This is a genomic window from Microbacterium sp. NPDC055599, assembly GCF_053618975.1.
On record NZ_JBSHIM010000010.1, the window covers coordinates 92967 to 118379 of the forward strand.

Genomic DNA, 25413 nt, shown 5'->3' on the forward strand with positions numbered 1-25413 from the left:
GCCCCGGCGGCGCCCTCGGTCACGCGGGCGGCTACTCCGCCTCGGCGGACTCCACCGTCGAGGCCTCCGTCGCCAACGCACGACGGCGGCGCAGCGCGAACAGGCCGAGGCCCGCGGCGAGCAGCACGACCGCGGCGACGATGTACGGCACGCTGTCGGCACCGGTCGTCGCGAGATCGCCGTCGCTCGCGCCGCCCGAGCCGCCCTGGCCCGGAGTGGTCGCCCCGCCGCCCGCGGCCGCGGTCACGGTGAGCGCGGCCGTGACCTCGGTGCCGTCCGGCAGGATCACGGCGAGCGTGTGCGCACCGGCCGGGGTGGCCGCGGGGATCGTGACGGTGCGGGAGAACGACCCGTCGGCCGCGGCCGTCACCGTGCCCAGCGACACCGGGTCGCTGCGGAGCTCCAGCTGCAGCTCGGCACCCGCCGCGAAGCCGCTGCCCGAGACCGTGACCGTGCCGCCCGCCGCGACCGTGGTCGCGCCCAGCTCGACGGACGCGGGCTGCTCGGGCTCCGGCTCCTCGGTCACCGGGGGAGTGACCCCGGCCTCGGTCACCCACTTCTCGCCCGCGTCGGACTTGGTCACCGTGAACGTGTCGTACACGGCTCCCACGGGCAGGTCGGTCGACGCGGACGCCGTCTTCTCCGCCAGGTACGACCGGTACACGAGCTGGTTCTTCGACACGTCGATCACCTGGTACGTGGTCACGCCCTCCCCGCGCAGCACCTGGGTGGCGCCGTTGTTGGTCCAGACGTTCTTCTCCGGCGTCTCCAGGTCGTAGTGCTTCGCGCCCGAGTTCGACACCACGTACACGGGTCCCGTGGTGAGGCCGGGGGTGTCGGTCGCGTCGGTGTTCACGTAGCCGCGGGCGTACGTGTGGTCGTGGCCCATCAGCACCAGGTCGATGTCGTTGCGCTGGAACACGGGCAGCCACTCGGCACGCAGCACCGGCTCGTCACGGCCGGCCGATGCCGAGAACACCGGCTGGTGGAAGGTCACGACGTTCCACTTCGAGGGGCTGTTCTGCAGCAGCAGGTCGAGCCACGCCGCCTGGAACCGCGTCCACAGCGTGCCGATCTGCGACGACGGGCAGTCCGCGCCCGAGCACGACGGGAGGCCGGCCGGGGTGAGGAAGGTCGTGTCGCGCGTCGCGTTCAGCGTGATGAAGCGCACGCCCTGGTAGTCGGTGTAGTACGCGGTCTCCGCGGCGAACGCGCTCCAGTGCTCGAAGAACGCGCGGTACTGCTGCGCCACGGGGGAGTCGCCCTTCGCGAGGTCGGCCAGGGCGCCGATCGAGCTCATCGAGGGGTTGTTGTGCGGGTACTCGAAGGCGGCCTTCCACGCCGTGAGCAGCTTGTCGCCGGAGTACTCGTGGTTGCCGGGGGCCGCCATCACGTTGGTGCGGACGGCCGAGTCCTCCATGCCCTTGAACCAGTTGAGCCACTCGTTCTCGTTGCTCGACGTGTTGATCAGGTCGCCCGCGTGCACGGAGCCGATGGAGCGCGGTGCGTTCGCCTCGGCCTGCTTCACAACGCTCGGCCACGTGGTGTCCAGACCGATCTGGGCGTCGCCGTAGTACAGGAACTGGAAGTCGGTGGCGTTCGGGTCGGCCGTGCGGAAGGTGAACCAGTCGCTCCAGCTGCCGGGGAGACCCACGCGGTAGCGGTACTCCGTGGCCGGGGCGAGTCCGGTCACGGTGGCCGAGAAGTGCTTGTTCGGGTTGCCGTTCACGACCCCCGCGTCGTACGCGTCGACGACGCGCGTCTCACCGCCGGCCGCCGCGCCGATCTCGACCTGTCCGACCGTGTGCGAGGCGTCGCCCGCGAGCCACGAGAACGACTGCGACACCTCGGGCCGCTCGGTCGGGGTGAGGATCACGCGCGTGGGCGGGGCGATCACCGGGGTGCCGGGGTCGGACGCGGGCACGAGCGTGAGCGACGACATGTCGAAGAAGATGTCGGAGCTGGTGGCGCGGTCCTGGAACAGCGACACCGCGATGGTGTTGGTGCCGTCGTGCAGCAGTGCGCCCTCGGCGCTGAACGTGCTGGTGAGCGGGTCGCCGTTGGAGTCGCCCGCGTACTCGACGTTGGTGGTGTCGGTGATGCGGCCGTCGACGTAGCGCGCGACCTCCGTGCCGTTGATCCACACGACGAGCGCGTCGTCGTAGGTGACGGTGCTCTGCAGGGCTGCGACCTGCTCGGCGACGCCGGCCTCGAGCTCGAACGTGGTGCGGAAGAAGTACGTCGGGACGGTGGGCGCCTTCACCCCGTCGAGGTAGTGGTTCAGGAGCGTCTTCGGTGTCTGCGGCCCGACAGCGCCGAGCTTGCCGTTCTTCGCGCCGAAGCTGCCCGGAGCGGTCTTCCAGGCGCTGTCGTCGAAGGCGGGCAGGGTCCAGTCGCGCAGGGCGGCCGGGGCGGGCGACGGGTCGGTGCCGTCGTCGAGATAGTGCCAGGCGGTGTCGCCGGTGATGAGCGAGCCGGTGGGCACCTCGGGGTCGGGTGCGGCGAGGGCCGCGGGAGCGACGACGGCGCCGCCGAGCACGGCGAGCAGCGCGACGGACGTGAGTCCGCGACGCCGCCACCGCACCGCAGGGGTGGGGGAGGTCATGTCAGTCCTTCGTGGGTGGGGTTCCGTGCTCAGCCGCACGGGGCCCGTCCAGCCCATCGAAGCCGGATGACCGTCACCTGACGCCGAGACGACGGGGAGGTGAACGCGGGCGCCCCGGTACGCTGGAACCCATGCTCAACATGGCCGACGGCCTCGCCCGTCTCGGCGCGCTCGCCGAGAATCCCGTCGTCCGCACCCTCGCGCAGGCGTTCGCCGAGGCAGGGTTCGAGCTCGCCGTCGTGGGCGGACCGGTGCGCGACGCCCTGCTCGGCCGGGAGACGCACGACCTCGACTTCACCACGAACGCCTCGCCCGACCAGATCCTCGCGATCGTGAAGCCCGTGGCCTCGGCGCACTGGGACATCGGTCGCGCGTTCGGAACGATCGGCGCGCGCGTGCGGGGCGAGCAGGTCGAGATCACGACGTACCGCGCCGACAGCTACGACGGGGTCACCCGCAAGCCCACGGTCGAGTTCGGCGACACGATCGACGGCGACCTCGTGCGGCGCGACTTCACCGTGAACGCGATGGCCCTCCAGGTGCCGGCGGTGAAGCTGATCGACCCGACCGGAGGCGTGGAGGATCTGGTGGCCGGGGTCCTCCGCACGCCCGCCGACCCGCGGGTGTCGTTCGGCGACGACCCGTTGCGCATGCTGCGGGCCGCCCGCTTCAGCGCCCAGCTCGGCTTCCGCGTCGACGACGACACCGCCGCCGCGATCACCGAGCTCCGCGAGACCCTGGCGATCGTCAGCCCCGAGCGCATCCAGTCCGAGCTCGTGCGGCTGATGCAGACCGACGACCCGGTGCGCGGCATCCGCGTGCTGGTCGACACCGGCCTCATCGAGGAGTTCCTGCCCGAGGTCAGCGAGCTGCGCCTCGAGGTCGACGAGCACCACCACCACAAGGACGTGTACGAGCACTCGCTCACGGTGCTGCGCCAGGCGATCGCGCTGGAGCACACCCGGCACCCCGGCGCCGCGCCCGACGTGCCGCTGCGCATCGCCGCCCTCCTGCACGACATCGGCAAGCCGCGCACCCGCAAGCTCGAACCGGGCGGGGCCGTGACCTTCCACCACCACGACGTGGTCGGCGCGCGCATGGCCCGCAAGCGCCTGCAGGCCCTGCGCTTCGACACCGCCACGACCGACGCCGTCGCCGCCCTGATCGAGCTGCACCTGCGGTTCTTCGGCTACGCGGAGGGCACCTGGACGGACGCGGCCGTGCGCCGGTACGTGCGCGACGCGGGCGACCTGCTGGAGCGCCTCCACATCCTCACCAGGGCCGACGTGACCACGCGCAACAAGCGCAAGGCCGCCCGGCTCTCCGCGGCCTACGACGACATCGAGTCGCGCATCTCGGCGCTGCGCGAGCAGGAGGAGCTCGACGCGATCCGCCCGGAGCTCGACGGCAACCGCATCCAGCAGGTGCTGGGCATCCGCCCGGGCCGCGAGGTGGGCGAGGCGTACAAGTTCCTGCTCGACCTGCGCCTCGACGAGGGCGTGCTCGGGCCGGAGGTCGCCGAGCAGCGCCTGCGCGAATGGTGGGCCGCCCGCGGCTGACCGCCCCCTCCCCGTGCGGGGCTCAGTGCAGCGGCGGACCCACGACTGCGGCACTGTCCGGCGGCAGCGTGAGCAGGCCGTCCGCGCGCGTGTGGGCTCCGGTCGACACGAGCTCCACCGCCTCGTCCGCGACCGCGAAGACCGCCCGGGCGGGGGAGAGGTTCACCAGCACCGACAGCGCCCCCCGGTCGATGCGGTACACGCGATGCTCCGGGCGGCCGTCGGTGGCGCGCACCTCGACCCTCGCGTGCGTCGTGTCGGGCTCCGTCAGCTCCGGCCGCTCCCGGCGCAGTCGCGCGAGGTCGCGGTACAGGCGCAGCAGTCGCGCGTGCTCCGGTCGCTCGACCTCCGCCCAGTCCAGGTGCGAGCGGGCGAAGGTGTCGGGGTCCTGCGGGTCGGGCACCGCCGCCGGATCCCACCCCATGCGTGCGAACTCGGCCGTGCGGCCCTCGGCGACCGCGCGGCCCAGCTCCGGCTCCGGGTGCGACGTGAAGAACTGCCAGGGCGTGGTCGCCCCCCACTCCTCGCCCATGAACAGCATGGGCGTGCCCGGGGCCGTGAGCGTGAGCACCGCGGCGACCGCGAGGCGATCGGGCGAGAGCGTGGCGGAGAGCCGGTCGCCCGCCGCCCTGTTCCCGACCTGGTCGTGATCCTGCGCGAAGGTCACCAGCCGCCACGACGGGACCTCGGGCGGGATCGGCGCTCCGTGCGGGCGGTCGCGGAACGTGGAGAACGTGCCGTCGTGGAAGAAGCCCCGGTCGGTGACCTTCGCCACGGCCTCCGGCGATGCGAAGTCCTCGTAGTAGCCCGTGGTCTCGCCGGTGAGCGCGACGTGCACCGCGTGGTGCCAGTCGTCCGACCACTGCGCGGTGAGCCCGTACCCTCCGGCCTCGCGCGGCAGGATCAGCATCGGGTCGTTGAGGTCGGACTCGGCGATCAGCGTGAGCGGACGGTTCTGCTGCGCCGACAGCGCGTCGACCCGCTCCGACAGCTCGCGCAGCAGATGCACGGGCCGGGTGTCGTGCAGGGCGTGCACGGCGTCGAGCCGCAGGCCGTCGACGTGGAAGTCGCGCAGCCACATCAGGGCGTTGTCGATGATGTACGCCCGCACGGCCGGCTCGTCGAGGTCGACCGAGTCGCCCCACGTGGTGCTGTCGCCCTCGCGCAGGTACGGACCGAACAGGGGCAGGTAGTTGCCGCTCGGGCCGAGGTGGTTGTACACGACGTCCTGCACCACGGCGAGGCCCCGGGCGTGCGCGGCGTCCACGAAGCGCTGATACGCCGCCGGGCCGCCGTACTCCTCGTGCACCGCGAACCAGAGCACGCCGTCGTAGCCCCAGTTCCACCGCCCGTTGACGGCGTTCACGGGCAGCAGCTCGACGTGGGTCACGCCGAGCTCGACCAGATGGTCCAGCCGGGCGACCGCCGCGTCGAGCGTGCCCTCGGGTGTGAACGTGCCCAGGTGCAGCTCGTAGATCAGCCCGCCTGCGAGCTGCCTTCCGGTCCAGTCGCTGTCGGTCCACGCGAACGCGGCGGGGTCGAACGCGGCCGAGGCCTCGTGCACGCCGTCCGGCTGCCGCCGCGACCGGGGGTCGGGGCGCAGGTGCTCGTCGTCGTCGATCAGGAAGCCGTAGCGCTCCCCGTCCGCCAGGATGCCGTCGCCCCGCCACCAGCCGTCGGCCGCAGCCGTGAGCTCCGTGTCGGTCGCGGTGCCGTCGGCCGCGAGCCGCCGCAGCCGCATCCGCCGTGCCCGCGGAGCCCACACCTCCATCACGACCGTGTCCCCCTCACCGCGCGAGCTCGATGAGCGCCACGGGATACGTGTCCAGCAGCTCGGCCAGCCGCACGGGCCCCGGGGCGATGCGGCGCCCGGTCAGCAGGTCGGTCCCGGGGATGTCCGGCCGCATCATCACGGTGTCGCCCCAGCCGCCGCGCCGCGCGAGGCCCACGGGCAACCGCGTCGCGATCGCGGTCGCCCCGCCGCGGTGCACCGCGACGGCATGCTCGGCGGCCGCCCCCTCCACCACGGCCGGGCGGTAGAAGCGGAACAGCTCCGGGTTGTCGCGGCGCAGGCGCAGCGCCCGGGAGGTGACCAGGAGCTTCGCGGCGCCGGAGTCGTCGATCGGCGGGAGGATGCCGCGGGCGACCTCGGCATCCAGCTCCCTCAGCATCCGCGCCCGCAGCGCGAAGTCGACCGGACGACGGTTGTCGGGGTCGACCAGCGACAGGTCCCACAGCTCGGAGCCCTGATACACGTCGGGCACGCCGGGGCCGGTGAGCTGCAGCAGCTTGGCGGCGAGCGAGTTCGAGCGGCCGTGGCCCGCGATCTCCGCGACGAAGCGGTCGAGGATCGGGGCGGCGTCGCCCTCGACGGCCTGGGCGACGGCCGCGAGACCCTCCTCGAACGCGGCGTCGGGGCGCTGCCAGGTGGTGCGCTCCGCCGCCTCGCGCGCGGCCTTGGTGGCGTACGCCAGCAGGCGCTCGGACGGGATCGGCCACGCGCCGACCGCGGCCTGCCACAGCAGGGCGTCGAGCGGACCGTGGCCCGTGGTCGCCACGGCGCGCAGCTCCTTCAGCACCTCGGCCCATCGCTCCGGGATCTCGGACAGCACCGCTAGCCGCGCCCGGACGTCTTCCGAGCGCTTGGTGTCGTGCGTGGAGAGCGTGGTCATCGAGTACGGCCAGGCGGCGAGCCGTGCCCGCTGCGCCTCGTGGAACTCCTCGACCGTGACCGCGGGGATCGACGGGTCGGCCCCGACCTCCGTGAGCGTGCCCAGCCGCGTGTACCGGTAGAACGCGGTGTCCTCCACGCCCTTCGCCATGACAGCGCCGGTCACCTGGGGGAACCGCTGCGCGACCTCCAGCGACGTGTCCCTCAGCAGGGGTTCGAGTTCGGTGAACGCCGCGTCGAGGTCGGGGCGCCGCCGCCGCGCCTCCGCGAACGCCGCGCGCAGGTGCTCGCTGCCCTCGGGCAGATAGGCGCGGTACACCGGGAAGCACGCGACCAGCTCGGCGAGGGCGTCGTCGGCGTGCACGATGCCGCGCGGCAGGGTGCGCACGAGGCGCCGCACCTCCGCGACCAGCAGGGTGTCCGCGATCATCCGCTTCGTGTCGTGGATCAGGTCGGGCCACGCCGGCGCGGGCGGAAGCCCCGTCTCGGCGCGCAGTCGTGCGTCCAGGCGGTCGAGTGCGGCCACGCCGTCGCGGTCGACGAACAGCCGGTCCAGCTCGGCCAGCGCGTCGTATCCCGTGGTGCCGTCCGTGCGCCACCAGGCCGGCAGCGCCTCGCCCGGCTCTAGGATCTTCTCCACGAGGGTGTACGCGCGACCGGTCGCGTCGGCCAGCTGCTCCAGGTAGCCGCCCGGGTCGACCAGGCCGTCCGGGTGGTCGACGCGGAGCCCGTCCGCGAGGCCCTCGCGCAGCCAGTGCAGGATCTCGCGGTGCGAGTCGGCGAACACGTCCGGCATCTCCACGCGCACCCCGGCGAGCTCGGACACCGCGAAGAAGCGCCGGTAGGTGAGGTCGGTGTTCTGGTCCTCCCAGTACCGCAGCTCGTAGTGCTGGGCGGCGAGCAGTCGCGGCAGGTCGTCCGCGAGCGCGGCGGTGCCGGGGGCGAGGGGCAGCTCGTGCTCGAAGTAGCGCAGCACGCCGTCGGGGGCGTCGGCGGCCGGGGTCGCGTCGACCACGAGCTCGCCGTTCGCGCGGGCCTCGTCGGGCGCGGAGCCGAGCAGCGGCAGCAGGATCCGTCCGCCGCCGGCCGCCCAGTCGATGTCGAAGGCCGCCGCGCGCCTGGTCTGCCGCCCGAGCCGCAGGACCTCCCACCACCACGGGTTCTGTCGCGGCACCGCGACGCCCACGTGGTTGGGCACGATGTCGACCAGCACGCCCAGCCCCGCGTCGTGCGCGGCCGCGGCGAAGCGCTCGAGACCGGCCTCGCCGCCGCGGTCCGCGTCCACGCGGGTGTGGTCGACCACGTCGTACCCGTGGGTGGAGCCGTGCACGGCCGCGAGCAGCGGCGAGACGTACACCCACGAGGCCCCGAGGTCGGCGAGGTACGGCGCGAGCTCGGCCGCCGCGTCGAGCGGGAGGTCCCGGCTGATCTGCAGGCGGTACGTCGACAGTGGCCGTCGGGTCATGCGTCGGCCTGCTCGCTCTGCGAGCGGAGCGAGGCGTCCACGGAGTCGTCGGTCGCGAGGGGTTCGCCGTCGATCTCGCGCAGCACGATCATGGCCTTGCCCTCCAGCGGGATCGTGGCGCGGGCATCGAGCGGACGGGTGTCGTCGATGTCGCCGGCGGTGTCGACGGCCACCGACCACTCGCGGCCGTGGCGTTCGTCGGGCAGCACCAGCTCGACGGGTTCGTCTCCGCTGTTGAAGTACACCAGGAAGTTCACGTCCTCCACCGGGCGGCCGCGGCGGTCGTTCTCGCGGATGCCGCGGCCGTTGAGGAACATCCCTACCGAGCGTCCGAAGCCCGAGTCCCAGTCCTCCGGTGCCATCGGGCCGCCATCGGGCCGCAGCCAGACGACATCCGGGATCCGCTTGCCGTCGTCCGCGCTCGCCGGTCGCCCGTCGAAGAAGCGGCTGCGGCGGAAGGTCGGGTGCTCGCGCCGGAGTCGTGCGACCGCGGCGGTGAACTCCACGAGCGGCAGGTCGGCGGCGTCCCAGTCGATCCAGGTGAGCTCGTTGTCCTGCGCGTAGCCGTTGTTGTTGCCGTGCTGTGTGCGCCCCAGCTCGTCGCCGTGCGAGATCATCGGCACGCCCTGCGACAGCAGCAGCGTGGCGAGGAAGTTGCGCTGCTGGCGCGCTCGCCGCCGGTTCACCTCGACGTCGTCGGTCGGACCCTCGACGCCGTTGTTGTCGGAGCGGTTGTGCGATTCGCCGTCGTTGTTGTCCTCGCCGTTGTCCTCGTTGTGCTTGTCGTTGTACGACACGAGGTCGCGCAGCGTGAAGCCGTCGTGCGCGGTGACGAAGTTGATCGATGCGACTGGCCGCCGTCCGGAGTGCTCGTACAGGTCGGCCGAGCCGGTGAGGCGGGCCGCGAACTCGCCCAGCGCCTGCGGTTCGCCGCGCCAGAAGTCGCGCACGGTGTCGCGGTACTTGCCGTTCCACTCCGACCACTGCGGCGGGAAGTTGCCCACCTGATAGCCGCCCGGCCCCACGTCCCACGGCTCGGCGATCAGCTTGACCTGCGACACCACCGGGTCCTGCTGCACGAGCTCGAAGAACGCGGCGAGGCGGTCGACGTCGTAGAACTCGCGGGCGAGCGTGGAGGCGAGGTCGAAGCGGAACCCGTCGACGTGCATCTCCGTGACCCAGTAGCGCAGCGAGTCCATGAGCAGCTGCAGGGCGTGCGGGTTGCCGGCGTTGAGGCTGTTCCCGGTGCCGGTGTAGTCGGTGTAGTAGCGGCGGTCCTCTTCCAGGCGGTAGTACGCCTCGTTGTCGATCCCGCGCATCGAGAGGGTGGGCCCGAGGTGGTTGCCCTCGGCGGTGTGGTTGTAGACCACGTCGAGGATGACCTCGATGCCGGCCTCGTGGAGGGTGCGCACCATGGCGCGGAACTCCTGCACCTGCTGGCCGTGCTGACCGGTCGCCGAATAGGCGTTGTGCGGGGCGAAGAACCCGAGGGTGTTGTAGCCCCAGTAGTTCGACAGACCCTTGTCCTGCAGCACCGAGTCGTTGACGAACTGGTGCACGGGCATGAGCTCCAGCGCGGTGACGCCGAGGCGCTGCAGGTGCTCGACGACGGCGGGGTGGGCGATGCCGGCGTAGGTGCCGCGCAGCTCCTCCGGGATCTCGGGGTGACGCTGGGTGAGGCCCTTCACGTGCGCCTCGTAGATCACGGTCTCGGCGTACGGGGTCTTGAGGCGACGGTCGCCCGCCCACTCGAAGAACGGGTTGATCACGACGCCCTTGACCATCGCGGCGGCGGAGTCGTCGTCGTTGCGGGAGTCGGGGTCGCCGAAGTCGTAGCCGAACAGCGACTGCCCCCAGTCGATGTCGCCGGCGACGGCCTTGGCGTAGGGGTCGAGCAGCAGCTTGTTCGGGTTGAAGCGCCGGCCCTGCGCGGGGTCGTGCGGGCCGTGCACGCGATACCCGTACAGCTGCCCCGGCTGCACGGTGGGCAGGTAGCCGTGCCACACGTACGCGTCGACCTCGGTGAGCGGCACCCGGGTCTCGGTGCCGTCGTCGTCGAACAGGCAGAGCTCCACGCTCTCCGCGCCCTCGCTGAAGAGGGCGAAGTTGGTGCCCTGCCCGTCGAACGTCGCGCCCAGCGGGTAGGCCTCGCCCGGCCAGATCTCGCGGCTCATCCGGCGAGGGCGTGGTGGCGCGAACCGGCGGCCATGGCACTCACGATGCCGACGGCGTGGTCGAACTCGTAGACCTGCGCGACCTCGACGGCGCGCGCATAGGGGTGACCGAGGTAGCAGACGTAGAGGGGCGGCACGACGTCAATGTAACCCACGGGCGAGGCGGGGTCGACGACATATCTGTCGAAGTCGATCCGCTCGCAGGACTGCTCAGCGGCACCGGCGGACGGAGGCGTCTGCGTGCGCTGCGGGGAGCCAGTGGGGATGGGGGTCTCGACGTTCATGGCGTCTCTCCTGACTCGTGGGTGTGACCTCACGATAGGAAGCGGGACGGATTCGGAGAACGCCATTGCCAGGGCGGCCGGGAGGGGGTATGGGACCCGCCCTCCGGGCCGCCGGGCGCTCAGTTCTCGCGGCGCCTCTCGAATTCCGAGAACACGACGCCGGACTCGTACGCGGTCGTCTCCACGGCGTCGAACCGCTCGGGGCGATACGGGCGCTCGCCGAAGAGGGGGATGCCCGAGCCGAAGAGGAGCGGCTGGCGTTTGAGCACGAGCCGGTCGATCTCGTCGGCGAGGGTGGCCGCGAGGGCGCCGCCTCCGCACAGCCAGATCGCACCGCCGTCCTCCTGCTTGAGCCGGCGAACGACCTCGACGGGGTCTTCCGCCGTCACCTCCAGGTTCTCGGCCTCGGCCGTGTGCGCGCGGCTGAACACGATCTGGCGCAGGTGCCGGTACGGGCTCGGCAGGCCGCCCACCTGATAGGTGTTCCAGCCCATCAGCACGGTGTCGAACACGTCGTTACGCTGCTCGATGCCCAGCGCCTCGGCGGCGACGGTGGGGATCGTGTCGGCGAACCGGGCGTTGATGCCGTCCATGTGGTCGCCCTCGACGAGGAAGGCGTCGAACTCTCCGCCCGGTCCGGCGATGAAGCCGTCGAGCGTGACGGCCACGTAATACACGAGTTCTCGCATGATTCTCCAATCACTACATCTGTCGCGGTTGAGACTACAACAAACGTAGTGATTGCGCTAGGGTCGAGGCATGGTCAAGAACGAGTCGCGTCGCCGCGTGATCGCCGACGCCGGGCTGACGGTGCTGGCCCGCGAGGGCTCGCGCGGACTCACCCACCGGGCCGTCGACGTCGAGGCGCAGGTGCCCACGGGGACCACGTCGAACTACTTCCGCAGCCGCGAGGCCCTGATCGAAGGACTCGTCGACCGCATCGGGGAACGGCTCGCTCCGACCCCCGAGGATCTGGAGCGCCGCGCCGCCGGCACCCCCGGCCCCGCGCTGTTCGCCGACTACGTGCGCGACATCGTGCGTCGGCTCACCGGCGACCGCGACGTGACGCTCGCCCTGTTCGAGCTGCGCCTGGAGAGCGCCCGGCGCCCCGAGCTCGCGGCCGTGCTCGGCGCGTGGCAGCGCGCGGGCTTCGACGCCGACGTGGCCTTCAACACCGCGGCGGGCCTGCCCGGCGGACGCGCGGAGATCGCCCTGTTCCACTACGCGATCGACGGCCTCCTGCTCGACCGCCTCACCACCCCGATCGACCCCGACACCTCGACCGATGCCGTGATCGACGCCCTGGTCGCGGGCCTGCTCCGCTGAGCCTTCGAGCCCCTGCCCGGGAGGAGTCCCGCGGGGGCGCGAGGCGATATTCCGCCGGAGGTCCAACGCTCCTACACTGAGGGCACGCCCGTTCTCGACGAAGGAGATCGCGTGTCTGCACCGTGGCAGGGAACCCACGGGTCTCTCCCCGAGGCCCCGCGCCTGCTCGTCGAGCGTGCGCACGAGGAGCTGATCGCCGGGAACCTCGACGACCGCCGCCTGCAGGAGGTGCGCCCGCTCGTCCGGGAGTCGTGGGAGCGGTCATGGCGGGGTCGCGTCGGACCGGAAGGGCTTCCGCCGCTCGACCTGCACGCCGAGGAGCTGGAGGAGTACCGCCTCGCGCATCCGCTCGCCTCCGCGATGGACCTGATCCGTGCCCTGCTGCTGCCGGGCTCCTCGGAGGACTCCGGGGTCGTGATCGCCGTCGGCGACCAGGCCGGGCGGCTGCTGTGGATCGAGGGCGACGCGCAGCTGCGCTCGCTCACCGACGGCATGGGCTTCGTGGCGGGGGCGAACTGGTCGGAGGCCGCCGTGGGCACCAGCGCACCGGGCACCGCGCTCGCCCTCGGGCAGTCGGTGCAGATCCGCGGCGCCGAGCACTACAACCGGCTCGTGCACCCGTGGTCGTGCAGCGCGGCGCCCGTGCGCGACCCGGAGACCCAGCGGGTGCTCGGCGTGATCGACATCACCGGCGGCGCCGAGGTCGTCACCCCGCAGGCCCGGCTGCTCGTTGACGCGACCGCCCGTGCCGTCGAGTCCGAGCTGATGGTGGCCCGGCTGCGGCGGCGCGCCGAATCCCCGCGCGGCCGTCCCTCCCCGAAGCCCCGAGCGACGGCGACCGCCCGCGCGCGGCTGCACGTGCTCGGCCGCGACCGCGCGCGGCTGGAGACGGAGTCCGCGCACGAGGAGGCGGTGATCGAGCTGAGCGCGCGGCACGCCGCCATCCTCCTGATGCTCGCGGTGCACCGGCAGGGGCTCTCCGCCGAACGGCTGTGCGAGCTGGTGTACGGGCCCGACGTGTCGCCCGACACCCTGCGCCCGGAGATGGTGCGGCTGCGGAAGGTGCTGGAGCGCGCGGCTCCCGACCTGGTGCCCGAGTCCCGCCCGTACCGGCTGCCCGTGCCGCTCGAGACCGACGCCCACGACGTGCTGTCGCTGCTCGACCGCGGCGCCCACCGCGTCGCGCTCACCGCCTACCGCGGCGCCGTGCTGCCCGAGTCGACCTCACCGGGCGTGGAGGAGTTCCGCGACACCGTGCGCGCGGCGCTCCGGGAGGCGATGCTGTCGGAGGCGAGTCTCGACGTGCTGCTCGCGTACGCGGACATCCCCGAGGGGCGGGAAGACGCGGAGGTGCTGCGGCTCGCGCTGGAGATGCTGCCCGCGCGCTCGCCGCGGCGGGCGGGCCTGGTCACCCGCATCGAACGCGCTGTCGGTGGCCCCGCGTAGCGTCCGGGCATGACCGAGATCCGTCCGTTCCGCGTGCACGTGTCCGACGAGGTGCTCGACGATCTGCGCGCCCGCCTTCGACGCGCGCGGCTGCTCGACGACTCGCCGCGGCGCATGCGCTCCGGCATGAACGCGGCCTGGCTGCGCGAGCTCGTGCAGTCCTGGGCGGAGTGGGACTGGCGGGCGCGGGAGGAGTGGCTCAACGGCTTCCCGCAGTTCCTCGCCGAGGTCGACGGCACCGACATCCACTTCGCGCACCTGCGCTCCGAGCGGCCCGACGCCCCGGCGCTGCTCCTCATGCACGGCTGGCCGCACACGTTCGCGCTGCAGCTCGACGCCGCGGCGGTCCTCGACGACGTCCACGTGGTGGTCGCCAGCCTGCCCGGTTTCGCGTTCTCGCAGCCCTACGCCGACGGTCCGGCCGACGAGCGGCGCTTCGCCGCCACGATGCACCGGCTGATGACCGAGGTGCTGGGCTACGACTCCTACGTCACCTACGGAGAAGACGTCTCGGCGAACGTGAGCGATCTGATCGCCGCGTCATACCGCGAGCAGGTGGCGGGCATCGTCGCGACCCATGCGCACTTCGGCACGCCGGAGGAGCGGGCGGCCAGCGACGACCCGGAGGTGCAGGCGTTCTTCGCCCGGCTCGACGCCGAGCACGGACCGAACGGGTCGTACGGGCACGTGCAGTGGGCGCGGCCCGACACGCTGGCCGCGGCGCTCAACGACTCCCCGGCGGGGCTGCTCGCGTGGATCGCCGAGAAGCTGTCGGAGTGGGCCGACACCGACGGCGACGACCCGGCGGCCGTGGAGGCCGTGATCTCGCGCGACCGCATCCTCACCGAGGCGATGATCTACTGGGTCACGCAGAGCATCGCGAGCTCCTTCCGGCCGTACTACGAGGGCGCCGACACTCCCGCTCCGATGCCGCCGGTCACGGTACCCGCCGCGGTGTTCATCCAGCGCCACGAGCACGACTACCCCGAGGGGCTCGCCCGCGGCTACTACCGCGACCTGCGCGTGTTCGAGCGGCTCGAGCACGGCGGGCACTTCACGATCGCCGAGGTACCGGGGGCGATGGCCGAGCGGTTCCGCGCCTTCCTCGCCGCGCTCCCCTGAGGCTGCAACCTCCTGCAACGTTGCGCACGGGGCTGCAACGGGGAGCCGCCTACCGTCGGAGACAGCCGCTGAGCATCGAGGCCGCGGCCCACCCGTCGAAGGAGACCCCATGACCATCGTCGAAGAAGACGTGTCCCTCGCCTACGCCGCTCCGGGGCAGCCCGGTGCCGTGGCCACCTATCGCCCCCGCTACGGGCACTACATCGGCGGCGAGTTCGTCGAGCCCGTGAAGGGCCAGTACTTCGAGAACATCAGCCCGGTCAACGGCAAGCCCTTCACCGAGGTGGGCCGCGGCACGAGCGAAGACGTCGACCGCGCGGTCGACGTGGCGTGGAGGGCATTCGCCACCTGGGGCAAGACCAGCCCCGCCGAGCGTTCGGTGCTGCTGAACCGCATCGCCGACCGGATGGAGCAGCACCTGGAGGCCATCGCGGTCGCCGAGACCTGGGAGAACGGCAAGCCCGTGCGGGAGACCCTCGCCGCCGACATCCCCCTCGCGATCGACCATTTCCGTTACTTCGCCGGGGTCCTGCGGGCGCAGGAGGGCGGCATCAGCCAGCTCGACGAGAACACCGTCGCGTACCACTTCCACGAGCCGCTGGGCGTGGTCGGACAGATCATCCCGTGGAACTTCCCGATCCTGATGGCCGTGTGGAAGCTGGCGCCGGCGCTCGCCGCGGGCAACTGCATCGTCATCAAGCCGGCCGAGCAGACCCCCGCCTCGATCCTGTTCCTGTTCGACCTGATCGGCGACCTCATCCCGGCCGGCGTCGTGAACATCGTGAACGGGTTCGGCATCGAGGCCGGGGCGCCGCTCGCGCAGCACAAGCGCATCCGCAAGGTGGCGTTCACGGGCGAGACCACGACCGGGCGGCTGATCATGCAGTACGCGTCGCAGAACCTCATCCCGGTGACGCTGGAACTGGGAGGCAAGAGCCCGAACGTGTTCTTCGAAGACGTCGCGCGCTCCACGACCGACCCGTTCTACGACAAGGCGCTCGAGGGCTTCACGATGTTCGCGCTGAACCAGGGCGAGGTGTGCACGTGCCCGTCGCGGGCGCTCATCCAGCGCTCGATCTACGACGGCTTCCTCGCCGACGGGCTGGAGCGGGTGAAGAAGGTCGTGCAGGGCAACCCGCTCGACCCGGCGACGATGATCGGCGCGCAGGCGTCGAACGACCAGCTGGAGAAGATCCTCAGCTACATCGACATCGGGAAGCAGGGCGGGGCGCGACTGCTCGCGGGCGGTGAGCGGGCCGACCTCGGCGGCGACCTGAGCGACGGGTTCTACGTGCAGCCGACCGTGTTCGAGGGCACGAACGACATGCGCATCTTCCAGGAGGAGATCTTCGGCCCTGTGCTGTCGGTCACCTCGTTCGACGACTTCGCCGACGCGATCTCGATCGCCAACGACACCCTGTACGGTCTCGGCGCGGGGGTGTGGAGCCGCAGCGGCGACACGGCCTACCGCGCCGGCCGGGCGATCGAGGCCGGTCGGGTGTGGACGAACACGTACCACCAGTACCCGGCGCACGCCGCGTTCGGCGGGTACAAGCAGTCCGGCGTCGGCCGGGAGAACCACAAGATGATGCTCGACCACTACCAGCAGACGAAGAACCTCCTGGTGTCGTACGCCGAGGGCCCGATGGGCTTCTTCTGATCCGCCTCCCGGGCGGGCGCGGCAGCGTCCGCCCGGGATACTCCGGTCGTCGAGCGAGCGACGCGCGAGCGGCGGGGTCTCGCTCGACGACCGGGCACCACGGAAGGACGAGCACATGACGGAGAGCACCCCCGAGCGGGTCGCGGTGTCGGAGCCCGCGGCCGCACTCGTGCGTGAACTGACCGCGCAGCACGGTCCGCTCATGTTCCACCAGTCGGGCGGCTGCTGCGACGGCTCCGCGCCCATGTGCTACCCCGTGGGGATGTTCCTCACCGGTCCGGGCGATGTGCTGCTCGGACGGCTCGACGTGGGGCTGACCGAGCCCGTGGAGGTGTTCATGTCGGCGTCGCAGTTCGAGTACTGGAAGTACACACACCTCACGATCGACGTGGTCCCCGGCCGCGGCGCCGGCTTCAGCGTGGAGGGCCCGACGGGTCTGCGGTTCCTCATCCGCTCGCGCATGCTCGACCCCGCCGAGCTCCTCTCCCTCGGCCTCGCCTGACCGTACGACGCTCACGCGGTGAGGCCGTCGAGCATCGCCCGGGAGGCGCGGGTGCGGGCGCGCAGCGCGTCGGCGAGGGCGGCGACCGCGGGGAGCCGCAGCGACTCGGGCCGGGCGACCATGTAGTACGGCAGCTTCTCGGCGAACACCGACGGCAGCAGTCGCACCAGGTCGTCGTGGCGGTCGGCGGCGAAGCACGGCAGCAGCCCGATGCCCGCGCCCGCCCTGGTCGCCTCCACGTGCACGAACACGTTCGTCGACGTGAGGCCGTCCTGCATCCCGGGCACGAGCCGGCGCGGGAGGTCGAGTGCGTCCACCTGCAGCATCGAGTCGACGAAGTACACCAGGCGATGCCGCTCCAGCTCCTCCCGCGTGGCCGGCGTGCCCGTGCGCGCGAGGTAGTCGCGCGAGGCGTACATGCCGAGCGTGTAGGTGCCGAGCTTCACCGCGTGGGCTCTGCGGGTCTGGGGTGCGCCGACCACCACCTCCAGGTCGAGCCCGGCGCGGTGCTCGGCCGCCCGCCGCGTCGCGGCGACGATCTCGACGGTCAGCCGCGGATGCTCGAGGCGCAGGTCGGCGATGGCGGGCGCCGCGATGTAGGCGCTGAAGCCGTCCGTGGCCGACATCCGCACGACGCCCGCGACCGGGTCTGGGGTGTCGCCGCCGCCGTCGTCGAGCTGCGACAGTGCGGCCTCGATGCGTCCTCCGGTCTCGGCGGCGGTGCGCCCGAGGTCGGTGAGTTCCCATCCGGATGCGGACTGAGCCACGACCCGTCCGCCGAAGGCGTCTTCCAGGGCGGCGATGCGCCGGGCGACCGTGGTGTGGTCGAGGCCGAGGTGCGTCGCGGCGCTCGTGTAGCGGCCGGTGCGGGCGACCGCGAGCAGCACGAGCAGGTCGTCAGCCCGGGGTCGCCTCGTCGCCTCCATTCTGCAATTATGCACAGGGGCTGCGCGTGACTGGGCATTGCTGCAGCCTCAGCGCCCGCCGACACTGGTCGGGAGGTGTCACCGTCGACACCCGAAGGAGAGACATGGCATCCCCCACTGCTGCATCCCCGACCGCCGCACCCCCGTCGAAGCTCAAGCGCGTCGTCGCGGCCTCCATGGCCGGCACCGTCGTCGAGTGGTACGAGTTCTTCCTCTACGCCACCGCCGCGAGCCTGGTGTTCGGCACCTACTTCTTCCCCGCGACCGGCTCCCCGCTCGACGGCATCATCGCCGCCTTCGTCACCTACGCGGTCGGCTTCATCGCGCGCCCGCTCGGCGGCATCGTGTTCGGGCAGATCGGCGACCGCTTCGGCCGCAAGCCCACCCTGCAGGCCACGATCATCATCGTCGGCGCCGCGACGTTCCTGATGGGCTGCCTGCCCGGGTTCCAGAGCATCGGCTACTGGGCCCCCGCGATGCTCGTGGCGCTGCGGTTCATCCAGGGCTTCGCGGTCGGCGGCGAGTGGGGCGGCGCGGTGCTGCTGGTCGCGGAGCAGAGCCCCGACCGCTCGCGTGCGTTCTGGTCGAGCTGGCCGCAGGCCGCCGTCCCGGTGGGCAACCTGCTCGCCACGCTCGTGCTGCTCGTGAGCTCGTGGGTCATGAGCTCCGCCGCGTTCCTCGAGTGGGGCTGGCGCATCGCGTTCTGGCTGTCCGCCGTGATCGTCCTCGTCGGCTACTACATCCGCCGTCACGTGGAGGAGGCGCCGATCTTCCTGGAGGCGAAGGCCCAGGTCGAGGCCGAGAAGGCCACCTCCTACGGCGTCGTCGAGGTGCTGCGCCGCTACCCGGTCGGCATCGTGCAGGCCATGGGCCTCCGGTTCGCGGAGAACATCGTCTACTACATCGTCGTCAGCTTCACGATCGTGTACCTCAAGACCGTGCACGAGTACGACACCAGCCAGCTGCTGCTGGCGCTGCTGATCGCACACGTGGTGCACTTCGCGGTCATCCCGCAGCTCGGCCGGCTCGCCGACCGCTGGGGCCGCAAGCCCGTGTACCTGACCGGCGCGATCCTCAGCGCGACGTGGGCGTTCTTCGCCTTCCCGCTGTTCGACACCCTCAACCCGGTGCTGATCGTGCTCGCGGTGACGATCGGGCTCTGCTTCCACGCGTTCATGTACGCGCCGCAGCCGGCCGTGATGGCGGAGCTGTTCCCGACGCGCATGCGCTACTCGGGGGTTTCGCTGGGCTCGCAGGTGACGGCCATCCTCGCCGGCTCGCTCGCGCCGATCCTGGCGATCCAGTGGCTGCGCGACTTCGGCTCCTGGCTGCCGATCGCGATCTACATCGTGATCGCCTGCGTGGTCACGGCGATCGCCGTGCTGTCGCTGCGCGAGACCACCGGCATCTCCCTGCAGGCGATCGACGACGAGGACGCGGCGCGCACCGCGGCACGGCTGGACGCGGAGAAGGCCATCGCATGACGGATCTGTCCGGACGCCGGGCCCTCGTGACGGGCGGAGCGAGCGGGATCGGCGCCGCGTGCGTGCGCGCGTTCGCCGCCGCGGGGGCCCGGGTGACCGTCGCCGACATCGACGGCGACGCGGCGCGGGCCCTCGCGGCGGAGGTGGGCGGGGAGGCGTGGCAGGTGGACCTGTCCGACGTCGCCGCGCTCGCCGAGGTGCGGATCGACACCGACATCCTCGTGAACAACGCGGGCGTGCAGCACGTCAGCCCCATCGAGGAGTTCGATCCGGAGCGGTTCTCGTTCCTCCTGCGGCTGATGCTGGAGGCGCCGTTCCTGCTGATCCGCGCCGCCCTCCCCGGCATGTACGAGCGAGGGTTCGGGCGGGTGCTGAACGTGTCGAGCGTGCACGGCCTGCGGGCCTCGCCGTTCAAGGCGGCGTATGTCGCGGCCAAGCACGGGCTGGAGGGCCTGTCGAAGGTCACGGCGCTGGAGGGCGCGGCCCACGGGGTGACGAGCAACTGCCTGAATCCGGGCTACGTGCGCACGCCGTTGGTGGAGAAGCAGATCGCGGACCAGGCGCGGCTGCACGGCATCGCGGAGGACGAGGTGCTGGAATCGGTGCTGCTCACCGAGTCCGCGATCAAGCGGCTGGTGGAACCGGAGGAGGTCGCGGCGCTCGCGCTGTGGCTCGCGGGCGACGCGGCGGGCATGATCACCGGAGCAAGCCACACGATGGATGGCGGCTGGTCGGCGCGCTGACGCGCAGGCGCGTCAGGGGCGTGTGACCTCGGCGAGCACCGTCGTACGCAGCCAGTCGGCGTAGCGGGCGGGCGTCCACCCGGACTGCGCGACCAGCTGCTGGTAGCTCTCGGGCGACAGCAGGAACGACAGGGCATCGGCGGTCGCGTCGGTGTCGGTGGCCGCGGGGGCGATGCCGCGCCGCACCAGCTCCGCCACGAACCCGCGGTAGTCCGCCGCCCGGTTGTCCAGGATGCGGCGGAGCGCTTCGTCGACGACGGGGTCGGACAGCGCGGCCCCGAGCAGGACGGTCCACAGGCCGTGCCCGCGCTGGTTGGCCGTGGTGATCTGGGTGAGCACGCCGTCGAGGAATGCGTCGTCGGGCAGGTCGAGCAGTCCGGAGGCGACCTCCGTCTCCACGAGTGACTCCGCGGCCTCCGACCCGGAGAACGTCACCTCGAACGCGGCGATCAGCAGCTCGGCCTTCGCCGCGGTGGTCTTCACGGTCTCGGCCGACACCCCGGCCTCGCGGGCGATGGCAGCGATCGTGGTCGCCTGGTACCCCTGCGACGCGAAGAGGCGGGCGGCTGCGGCGACGATGCGCGCTCGCGTCTCCTGGGCCTGGCGGGTGCGCAGGGCGGACGTGTAGGCACGCGGGGCGGCTTCAGCCATTGACTTTCCTCAGGGGGTGATGAATACTTCGACGGTATAGTCAATCCTAACCGAAGGCACGCCATGTCCAGCTACCTCCTCACCTGCACTCCCGCTCACGGTCACGTGCTGTCCCTCCTGCAGGTCGCCCGGCACCTGGTCGACGCCGGGCACGAGGTCGGATTCCTCACCAGCGCCCGCTACGCCGACCGGGTGCTGGCCAGCGGCGCCCGCTTCCTTCCGCTGCCGCCCGAGGCCGACGTCGACCTCGACGACGCCGACGGCGCGTTCCCCGAGCGTGCGGGTCTCACCGGCCCCGCAGCACTCCGGTTCGACATGAGCACGCTGTTCGTGCGGCCCGGTGCCGCCCAGCTCGCGGCCGTGCGCGCCGAGCTCGCCTCCCGTCGCATCGACGCCGTCCTCACCGAGCCGCTCTTCGTCGGGGGTGCGCTGCTGCAGCTCCTGCCCGCGGCCGAGCGGCCGCCCGTGATCGCGCTCGGGATCTTCCCCCTCGGAGCCCGCAGCGTCGACACCGCGCCGTTCGGGCTGGGCGTCACCCCGATGCGCGGGCCGCTGGGGCGCCTGCGCAACGCGGCCCTGCGGCTCGTCGCCGAGCGCGCGATCTTCGGCGGGGTGCAGCGGGAGGCCGACGACATGGCGCGGCAGACCGTCGGCCGCGACCTCGGCGGCTTCGTGCTGGACTGGGCGGGACGCACCGACGCCTACGTGCAGTTCACGGTGCCCGAGTTCGAGTATCCCCGCGGCGACCTGCCCGACACGGTGCACTTCGCCGGACCGCTGCCCACGACCGCGTCCGACGCCCCGCTGCCGGACTGGTGGGACGACCTCGACGGCGACCGCCCGGTCGTGCACGTCACCCAGGGCACCATCGCCAACTCCGACTTCACCCAGCTCGTGCTGCCCGCGGTGCGCGGGCTCGCGCCGTCCGACCTGCTCGTGGTGGTGACGACGGGCGGGCGCCCGAGGAACAGCCTTCCCGGCGACCTGCCGGAGAACGTGCGGGTGGCGGAGTACCTGCCGTACGACCGGCTGCTGCCGAAGATCGACGTGCTGGTCACCAACGGCGGGTACGGCGGTGTGCAGCAGGCCCTCGCCCACGGGGTGCCGATCGTCGTCGCCGGCCAGACGGAGGACAAGGTGGAGGTCTCGGCGCGCGTGGGCTGGTCGGGCGCCGGCGTGAACCTCCGCACCAACACCCCGGCGTCCGCCCAGATCGCCGCGGCCGTGCACCGCGTGCTGGCGCAGCCCTCGTTCCGCGTGGCGGCGGAGCGCATCGGCACGTCGATGCGGTCGGCCGATGCGTGGTCGACCCTGGATGGGGTGCTCGACCGGGTGACGCGGTCGTGGCCGGCGCGGGAGCCCGTCGCGGAGAGCTGAGCGAGCGGTCCATTCCGGCGCATGGACGCAACAGGACGCAACGTCGACCGGTATACCATCCTGGGCAGGCGCCTCCCGGTGTCAGTCCCCAGCTGACCTGGCGGGCGCGACGGCATCGCCGTCATGCGGAGGGAACGTCGGAATTCCTTTCGATCCCGAGGGGGGATGGGGTGGGAGTCGATCCCCAGACGACACCCACCCCCACTTCGGACGCGGTCAGTTCCAGCGCGTCAGCAACCAGAACGCCGCGAAGCCGATCACCACGATCAGGGGAAGCCACGTCCCGGTGCGCTTGAGGCGTCGTCCCTGCGGCGCGACGCCCGGCGGCGGAGTCAGCAGGCCGACCGGCGGAGCGAACGGCAGTGCGTGCCCGCCGGAGGATCCCGCCGTGACGGGCGGCGTCCGCTGCGCAGCCAGCCGATCGTCGCGCCATCGCGCCCACTGGTCGAACTTCGTCAGCAGCGCGCCGACCGCGCCGAACAGCCACGCCCACGTCGCCGGATCCAGCGTCGACGCCTTGCGCTGCGTGTACAGGAACAGCCAGTCGTCGACGATCTCCACGTCGAGCTGCGCGGCGTTGTCGATGAACCGCGCCATGATGTCGGGCGTGAAGAGGTAGAGCGCATCCTGCTCGTAGCCCTCGGGGCAGTACAGGGTGAAGTGCCGGTCGAAGTCGCCCTCGAGCGACAGCCGCTGCGCCCGCTGGAACGACGCCGGCAGGTTGGAGCCGAAGCCGTTGTTGCCCGTCGCGTCGAGCACGATGTTGGGCAGCGGCACGTCGAGCTTCACGGCCACGTAGCCCCAGCGGTAGGTCGTGGAGTTCTTCCCCGACTGCACCGTGTACTGGTAGTTGCCGAACTCCACGAACCGCGGGTGGCTGCCGCGCACCAGGTCCGTGGCGAGGCGCGACCGGCCCAGCTGGAAGATCATGCCGGGCAGCGGCGGGTCGTCCACGCGCGGCTCGTACGTCATGCCGTTGGCCTGGGCGAAGCGGTGCAGCCGGTAGCGGGTGGCCTGACCGTTGCGCACGGCCATCCAGATGAGCACGCCGACCGCGGCCGCGAGCAGCACGATCAGCACGAGCGGGATCGCGGCCGCGCCGGGGGATCCGGTGGATGCGGCCAGGCTCAGCACCACCGTGAACAGGATCGGCAGCATCACCAGCCCGGCGATCGACACGGCGACGATCGCGATGATGGAGGACACCGCCATGCCCGATGTGCGCCGCGACCGCAGCTCGGCGGCGAAGGCGCGCACGGCGGCCGGGTCGACCGGTTCCGTGAGGGGACGGGCGTCGAAGCTCGGCGCTGGAGCGGGCGCCGTCACCGGTTCACCTCGTCGGCGTCCCACGTGAGGTCGGCGCCCTCGCGCAGGGCCAGCGCCTCCAGCCGCTCGTCCGTGCAGATCGCGCGGACGAGCTCGGGCGAGCCCGCGACGATCGTCGAGTCGAAGTCGATCTCCGAGACCATGACCCAGGCGCGGTCGTCGGGCCACAGCAGGCTCGGACTCTGCGCCGACGGCGGGAACCCGTGCTCCTCGGCGGCGAGGTCGCGCCACGGCGCCCGCAGGACCCAGTCCGGATCGGCGAACTCCGATGCTCCGGCGGTGAACGGCACGTGGTCGCGCTGGGGGAGCCGCAACCGGGGCCCCTCCGAGATCTCGCGTGACAGGATGCCCTCCTGCCAGGTGGGCTTGCGGAAGCCGTTGTTGAACGGATCGTGGGTGCTGCGCTCCAGCATCGCCCGGTGGTGGGGGTCGTCGTCGAACCCGAGGAACGCGCGCGACGGCGTCTGTCCGAAGAAGCCGACCAGCCCGCCCCATCCCTCCCACAGCGCCGCGACCCCCGCGTCGGGTGTCGCGGTGTGCGCGGCGAGGTGGCCCGCCAGCACGGACAGCAGGTCGGGGTCGAGCTCCCCCTCCGCAGGGGCGTTGTACTCGCGCCCGTCCGGGCCGATCCGGGTGCGCCAGTCGCCGTCGACCGGGGTGCGCACGATCCGCTGCCACTGTGCCAGTGCGTGCATCGTGGTGCCGAAGACCGCGGCGGTGTCGGCCCAGGTCACGCGCTCGCCGGAGAACTGCGCGTCGAGCCGGCGGCGCTCGGGTTCCGGCAGGCGCTCCCACTCGTCGGGGGTGGGGTACGGGCGGTCGGGCAGGGAGCGCACGACCCCCGGATGGAACACGCGCGCGTAGGCGGGGAACCCGCGCGGCACCACGCCGTGCATGCTCGCGGTCACGTCGTCGTCGAGGCGGTCGCGCAGCCAGGCGCCGGGGCTCGGGTCGGCCATCCACTCCATGCGACCCACGGTACCGGCCGGGCCCGGGCGCCCGGCCTCCCGCGCGGCGGTGTCTGCGGCATCCTCCATAATCGAGGGGTGACTGCGACTGCGACCCTTCCCTCCCTCGACGGCCGACGCTTCCGCATGGTGTCGTCCACCACCTCCGCCGTCGACCCCGACGCCCCCAGCATCTTCGAGTACTTCGAGCGCGACGGCGCCATCTGGGGCGGGTACGAGGGCGACACGGTCACGTTCGGCAAGTTCGTCGGAACCCGCACGGCCGACACCATCTGGGTGTCGTTCGTGCACGTGCTCAAGACCGACGGCACCGTCGTCACCGGCGACGGCGAGAGCGAGCTCGAGCTCACCGACGACGGCCGCATCCGCCTCGTCGAGCACTACGAGATGCACGGCCTGCCGCAGCTGAGCGTGGTCGAGGAGATCCCCGCCGTCTGACCCCGGGTCAGCGGGGCAGCCTCGTAAGCGCCGATGTCAGGTAGCGTGTTACACGTGACGAACAAGAGCAAGCAGCTCGGGATTTGCCAGGTGGCGAGTGGCGGAGGCGGAGGAACGTGCACGATCGCGAACTCGTACACCGTGAGCACTCACATTGATGCATCATTCGGTCTCTCAACCGCGACGGTAGCCGCGGGCATCGGTATCAGCGAAGACAAGACGGTCACGAGTTCCATTCAATTGACGTCGCCGGTTGCACCCGCGGGAGCCTCCTATAAAGCTTGGGCTGTCGGCACCCGAGTGACCTATCAGATCCAGAAGTGGAAGCTGACCAAGGCGCACGGGAGGTCCGCGCAGACGCTTCTATCGACGAGTCGTGTGCTGACGGCTTTCAGCCCCGTCCCGGGCTTCACGGTTGGTCAGTGACTCGTGGCAAGGAAATCGAGGAGGTTCGCGCGGCTCGGCGCCTGGGTGCTTGCCGTCGCCACACTGTCGATGGGGATCTTCTTCACCGTTTCGAGAACCGTGAGCGTAGCCTCACCGGTGCCCGGGGCGACGGAGTCCTTCGAGATCCATCCGGTCGACGTGACCGGGGTCGGGCTCGCTCTTCTCGTGGTGGGTCTCGTGATCCTCGCTGCGCTGCTCATCCTCGAGGGATACGGCCGGAGCGACACCGAGCGCTGACC

At 71.8% G+C, this 25413-nt stretch carries 22 protein-coding genes; 12 read left to right on the forward strand and 10 right to left on the reverse strand.

The genetic code is table 11. The features are described from left to right. Window positions 1-31 precede the first annotated feature (31 nt). Window positions 32-2605 (reverse strand): fibronectin type III domain-containing protein, encoded by a 2574-nt coding sequence (locus ACWGQ1_RS11565; protein WP_452313006.1) that lies wholly within the window; start codon window positions 2603-2605, stop codon window positions 32-34. 131 nt (window positions 2606-2736) lie between these two features. Between ACWGQ1_RS11565 and ACWGQ1_RS11570 the strand changes: the two genes are divergently transcribed. Then, entirely contained in the window at window positions 2737-4164 is a 1428-nt protein-coding gene (locus ACWGQ1_RS11570; protein ID WP_452313007.1) for a CCA tRNA nucleotidyltransferase, read from the forward strand. 22 nt (window positions 4165-4186) lie between these two features. Here ACWGQ1_RS11570 and treZ read toward each other — a convergent pair whose 3' ends face one another. From treZ to ACWGQ1_RS11595, 5 genes are all read right to left on the reverse strand, one after another. Continuing rightward, on the reverse strand, window positions 4187-5935 hold the full coding sequence (gene treZ, locus ACWGQ1_RS11575; RefSeq protein ID WP_452313008.1) for a malto-oligosyltrehalose trehalohydrolase: 1749 nt from the start codon (window positions 5933-5935) through the stop codon (window positions 4187-4189). Between the two features lie 16 nt (window positions 5936-5951). After that, window positions 5952-8300: a malto-oligosyltrehalose synthase gene (gene treY / locus ACWGQ1_RS11580; protein WP_452313009.1), complete on the reverse strand. Its 2349-nt coding sequence runs from the start codon at window positions 8298-8300 to the stop codon at window positions 5952-5954. After that, window positions 8297-10474 (reverse strand): glycogen debranching protein GlgX, encoded by a 2178-nt coding sequence (glgX, locus tag ACWGQ1_RS11585; protein ID WP_452313010.1) that lies wholly within the window; start codon window positions 10472-10474, stop codon window positions 8297-8299. The genes treY and glgX overlap by 4 nt, the downstream gene beginning before the upstream one ends. Then, window positions 10471-10758 carry a hypothetical protein gene (locus tag ACWGQ1_RS11590; RefSeq protein ID WP_136033824.1) on the reverse strand — a complete coding sequence of 96 codons (288 nt, stop codon included), beginning with the start codon at window positions 10756-10758 and terminating at the stop codon, window positions 10471-10473. The genes glgX and ACWGQ1_RS11590 overlap by 4 nt, the downstream gene beginning before the upstream one ends. Before the next feature lie 119 nt (window positions 10759-10877). Continuing rightward, the gene (locus ACWGQ1_RS11595; protein ID WP_452313011.1) at window positions 10878-11447 is read right to left on the reverse strand and encodes a dihydrofolate reductase family protein; all 570 of its coding nucleotides are present in this window, start codon (window positions 11445-11447) and stop codon (window positions 10878-10880) included. A 70-nt stretch (window positions 11448-11517) separates the two neighbouring features. Between ACWGQ1_RS11595 and ACWGQ1_RS11600 the strand changes: the two genes are divergently transcribed. From ACWGQ1_RS11600 to ACWGQ1_RS11620, 5 genes are all read left to right on the forward strand, one after another. Further along, the gene (locus ACWGQ1_RS11600) at window positions 11518-12084 is read left to right on the forward strand and encodes a TetR/AcrR family transcriptional regulator (RefSeq protein WP_136033830.1); all 567 of its coding nucleotides are present in this window, start codon (window positions 11518-11520) and stop codon (window positions 12082-12084) included. Window positions 12085-12195: 111 nt separating this feature from the next. Then, window positions 12196-13530, forward strand: coding sequence for a GAF domain-containing protein (locus ACWGQ1_RS11605; protein WP_247638022.1), 1335 nt, complete (start codon window positions 12196-12198; stop codon window positions 13528-13530). Between the two features lie 9 nt (window positions 13531-13539). Continuing rightward, a complete protein-coding gene (locus ACWGQ1_RS11610) occupies window positions 13540-14652 on the forward strand; it encodes an epoxide hydrolase N-terminal domain-containing protein (protein ID WP_452313012.1) in 1113 nt (370 codons plus the stop codon). 109 nt (window positions 14653-14761) lie between these two features. Then, entirely contained in the window at window positions 14762-16312 is a 1551-nt protein-coding gene (gene exaC, locus ACWGQ1_RS11615) for an acetaldehyde dehydrogenase ExaC (RefSeq protein WP_136033837.1), read from the forward strand. A 115-nt stretch (window positions 16313-16427) separates the two neighbouring features. Continuing rightward, on the forward strand, window positions 16428-16814 hold the full coding sequence (locus ACWGQ1_RS11620; protein WP_452313013.1) for a DUF779 domain-containing protein: 387 nt from the start codon (window positions 16428-16430) through the stop codon (window positions 16812-16814). A gap of 11 nt (window positions 16815-16825) precedes the next feature. Here ACWGQ1_RS11620 and ACWGQ1_RS11625 read toward each other — a convergent pair whose 3' ends face one another. Beyond that, window positions 16826-17740: a LysR substrate-binding domain-containing protein gene (locus ACWGQ1_RS11625; RefSeq protein WP_452313014.1), complete on the reverse strand. Its 915-nt coding sequence runs from the start codon at window positions 17738-17740 to the stop codon at window positions 16826-16828. A gap of 104 nt (window positions 17741-17844) precedes the next feature. Here ACWGQ1_RS11625 and ACWGQ1_RS11630 point away from each other — a divergent pair, with 104 nt between their 5' ends. Together ACWGQ1_RS11630 and ACWGQ1_RS11635 are read left to right on the forward strand one after the other, a co-directional pair. Beyond that, window positions 17845-19224 carry an MFS transporter gene (locus ACWGQ1_RS11630; protein ID WP_452313015.1) on the forward strand — a complete coding sequence of 460 codons (1380 nt, stop codon included), beginning with the start codon at window positions 17845-17847 and terminating at the stop codon, window positions 19222-19224. Beyond that, window positions 19221-19967, forward strand: a complete 747-nt coding sequence (locus ACWGQ1_RS11635) for a 3-hydroxybutyrate dehydrogenase (RefSeq protein WP_378803054.1) — start codon at window positions 19221-19223, stop codon at window positions 19965-19967. Before ACWGQ1_RS11630 ends, ACWGQ1_RS11635 begins: the two co-directional genes overlap by 4 nt. Window positions 19968-19979: 12 nt before the next feature. Here ACWGQ1_RS11635 and ACWGQ1_RS11640 read toward each other — a convergent pair whose 3' ends face one another. Further along, on the reverse strand, window positions 19980-20618 hold the full coding sequence (locus ACWGQ1_RS11640; RefSeq protein WP_136045389.1) for a TetR/AcrR family transcriptional regulator: 639 nt from the start codon (window positions 20616-20618) through the stop codon (window positions 19980-19982). 63 nt (window positions 20619-20681) lie between these two features. Here ACWGQ1_RS11640 and ACWGQ1_RS11645 point away from each other — a divergent pair, with 63 nt between their 5' ends. Next, the gene (locus ACWGQ1_RS11645) at window positions 20682-21995 is read left to right on the forward strand and encodes a nucleotide disphospho-sugar-binding domain-containing protein (protein WP_452313016.1); all 1314 of its coding nucleotides are present in this window, start codon (window positions 20682-20684) and stop codon (window positions 21993-21995) included. 216 nt (window positions 21996-22211) lie between these two features. On the opposite strand, the gene ACWGQ1_RS11650 is transcribed toward ACWGQ1_RS11645, so the two are convergent. Together ACWGQ1_RS11650 and ACWGQ1_RS11655 are read right to left on the reverse strand one after the other, a co-directional pair. Next, a complete protein-coding gene (locus ACWGQ1_RS11650) occupies window positions 22212-23321 on the reverse strand; it encodes a hypothetical protein (protein WP_136044608.1) in 1110 nt (369 codons plus the stop codon). Next, entirely contained in the window at window positions 23318-24289 is a 972-nt protein-coding gene (locus ACWGQ1_RS11655) for a hypothetical protein (protein ID WP_136044607.1), read from the reverse strand. Before ACWGQ1_RS11655 ends, ACWGQ1_RS11650 begins: the two co-directional genes overlap by 4 nt. 78 nt (window positions 24290-24367) lie before the next feature. On the opposite strand from ACWGQ1_RS11655, the gene ACWGQ1_RS11660 reads away from it, so the two are divergent. The 3 genes from ACWGQ1_RS11660 to ACWGQ1_RS11670 all read left to right on the forward strand — a co-directional run bounded on the left by ACWGQ1_RS11660 (window position 24368) and on the right by ACWGQ1_RS11670 (window position 25411). Next, window positions 24368-24727, forward strand: coding sequence for a hypothetical protein (locus tag ACWGQ1_RS11660; RefSeq protein ID WP_452313017.1), 360 nt, complete (start codon window positions 24368-24370; stop codon window positions 24725-24727). A 54-nt stretch (window positions 24728-24781) separates the two neighbouring features. After that, window positions 24782-25153 carry a hypothetical protein gene (locus ACWGQ1_RS11665; protein WP_452313018.1) on the forward strand — a complete coding sequence of 124 codons (372 nt, stop codon included), beginning with the start codon at window positions 24782-24784 and terminating at the stop codon, window positions 25151-25153. 99 nt (window positions 25154-25252) lie between these two features. Beyond that, window positions 25253-25411, forward strand: a complete 159-nt coding sequence (locus tag ACWGQ1_RS11670) for a hypothetical protein (protein ID WP_168387164.1) — start codon at window positions 25253-25255, stop codon at window positions 25409-25411. Window positions 25412-25413: the final 2 nt, after the last annotated feature.

Coding starts and splice junctions, on each gene's coding strand:
- exaC (WP_136033837.1), top strand. CDS start 14,762: ATGACCATCGTCGAAGAAGACGTGTCCCTCGCCTACGCCGCTCCGGGG.
- ACWGQ1_RS11620 (WP_452313013.1), top strand. CDS start 16,428: ATGACGGAGAGCACCCCCGAGCGGGTCGCGGTGTCGGAGCCCGCGGCC.
- ACWGQ1_RS11565 (WP_452313006.1), bottom strand. CDS start 2,605: ATGACCTCCCCCACCCCTGCGGTGCGGTGGCGGCGTCGCGGACTCACG.
- ACWGQ1_RS11595 (WP_452313011.1), bottom strand. CDS start 11,447: ATGCGAGAACTCGTGTATTACGTGGCCGTCACGCTCGACGGCTTCATC.
- ACWGQ1_RS11645 (WP_452313016.1), top strand. CDS start 20,682: ATGTCCAGCTACCTCCTCACCTGCACTCCCGCTCACGGTCACGTGCTG.
- glgX (WP_452313010.1), bottom strand. CDS start 10,474: ATGAGCCGCGAGATCTGGCCGGGCGAGGCCTACCCGCTGGGCGCGACG.
- ACWGQ1_RS11640 (WP_136045389.1), bottom strand. CDS start 20,618: ATGGCTGAAGCCGCCCCGCGTGCCTACACGTCCGCCCTGCGCACCCGC.
- ACWGQ1_RS11635 (WP_378803054.1), top strand. CDS start 19,221: ATGACGGATCTGTCCGGACGCCGGGCCCTCGTGACGGGCGGAGCGAGC.
- ACWGQ1_RS11570 (WP_452313007.1), top strand. CDS start 2,737: ATGCTCAACATGGCCGACGGCCTCGCCCGTCTCGGCGCGCTCGCCGAG.
- ACWGQ1_RS11630 (WP_452313015.1), top strand. CDS start 17,845: ATGGCATCCCCCACTGCTGCATCCCCGACCGCCGCACCCCCGTCGAAG.
- ACWGQ1_RS11610 (WP_452313012.1), top strand. CDS start 13,540: ATGACCGAGATCCGTCCGTTCCGCGTGCACGTGTCCGACGAGGTGCTC.
- ACWGQ1_RS11590 (WP_136033824.1), bottom strand. CDS start 10,758: ATGAACGTCGAGACCCCCATCCCCACTGGCTCCCCGCAGCGCACGCAG.
- treY (WP_452313009.1), bottom strand. CDS start 8,300: ATGACCCGACGGCCACTGTCGACGTACCGCCTGCAGATCAGCCGGGAC.
- ACWGQ1_RS11600 (WP_136033830.1), top strand. CDS start 11,518: ATGGTCAAGAACGAGTCGCGTCGCCGCGTGATCGCCGACGCCGGGCTG.
- ACWGQ1_RS11655 (WP_136044607.1), bottom strand. CDS start 24,289: ATGGAGTGGATGGCCGACCCGAGCCCCGGCGCCTGGCTGCGCGACCGC.
- ACWGQ1_RS11625 (WP_452313014.1), bottom strand. CDS start 17,740: ATGGAGGCGACGAGGCGACCCCGGGCTGACGACCTGCTCGTGCTGCTC.
- treZ (WP_452313008.1), bottom strand. CDS start 5,935: ATGGAGGTGTGGGCTCCGCGGGCACGGCGGATGCGGCTGCGGCGGCTC.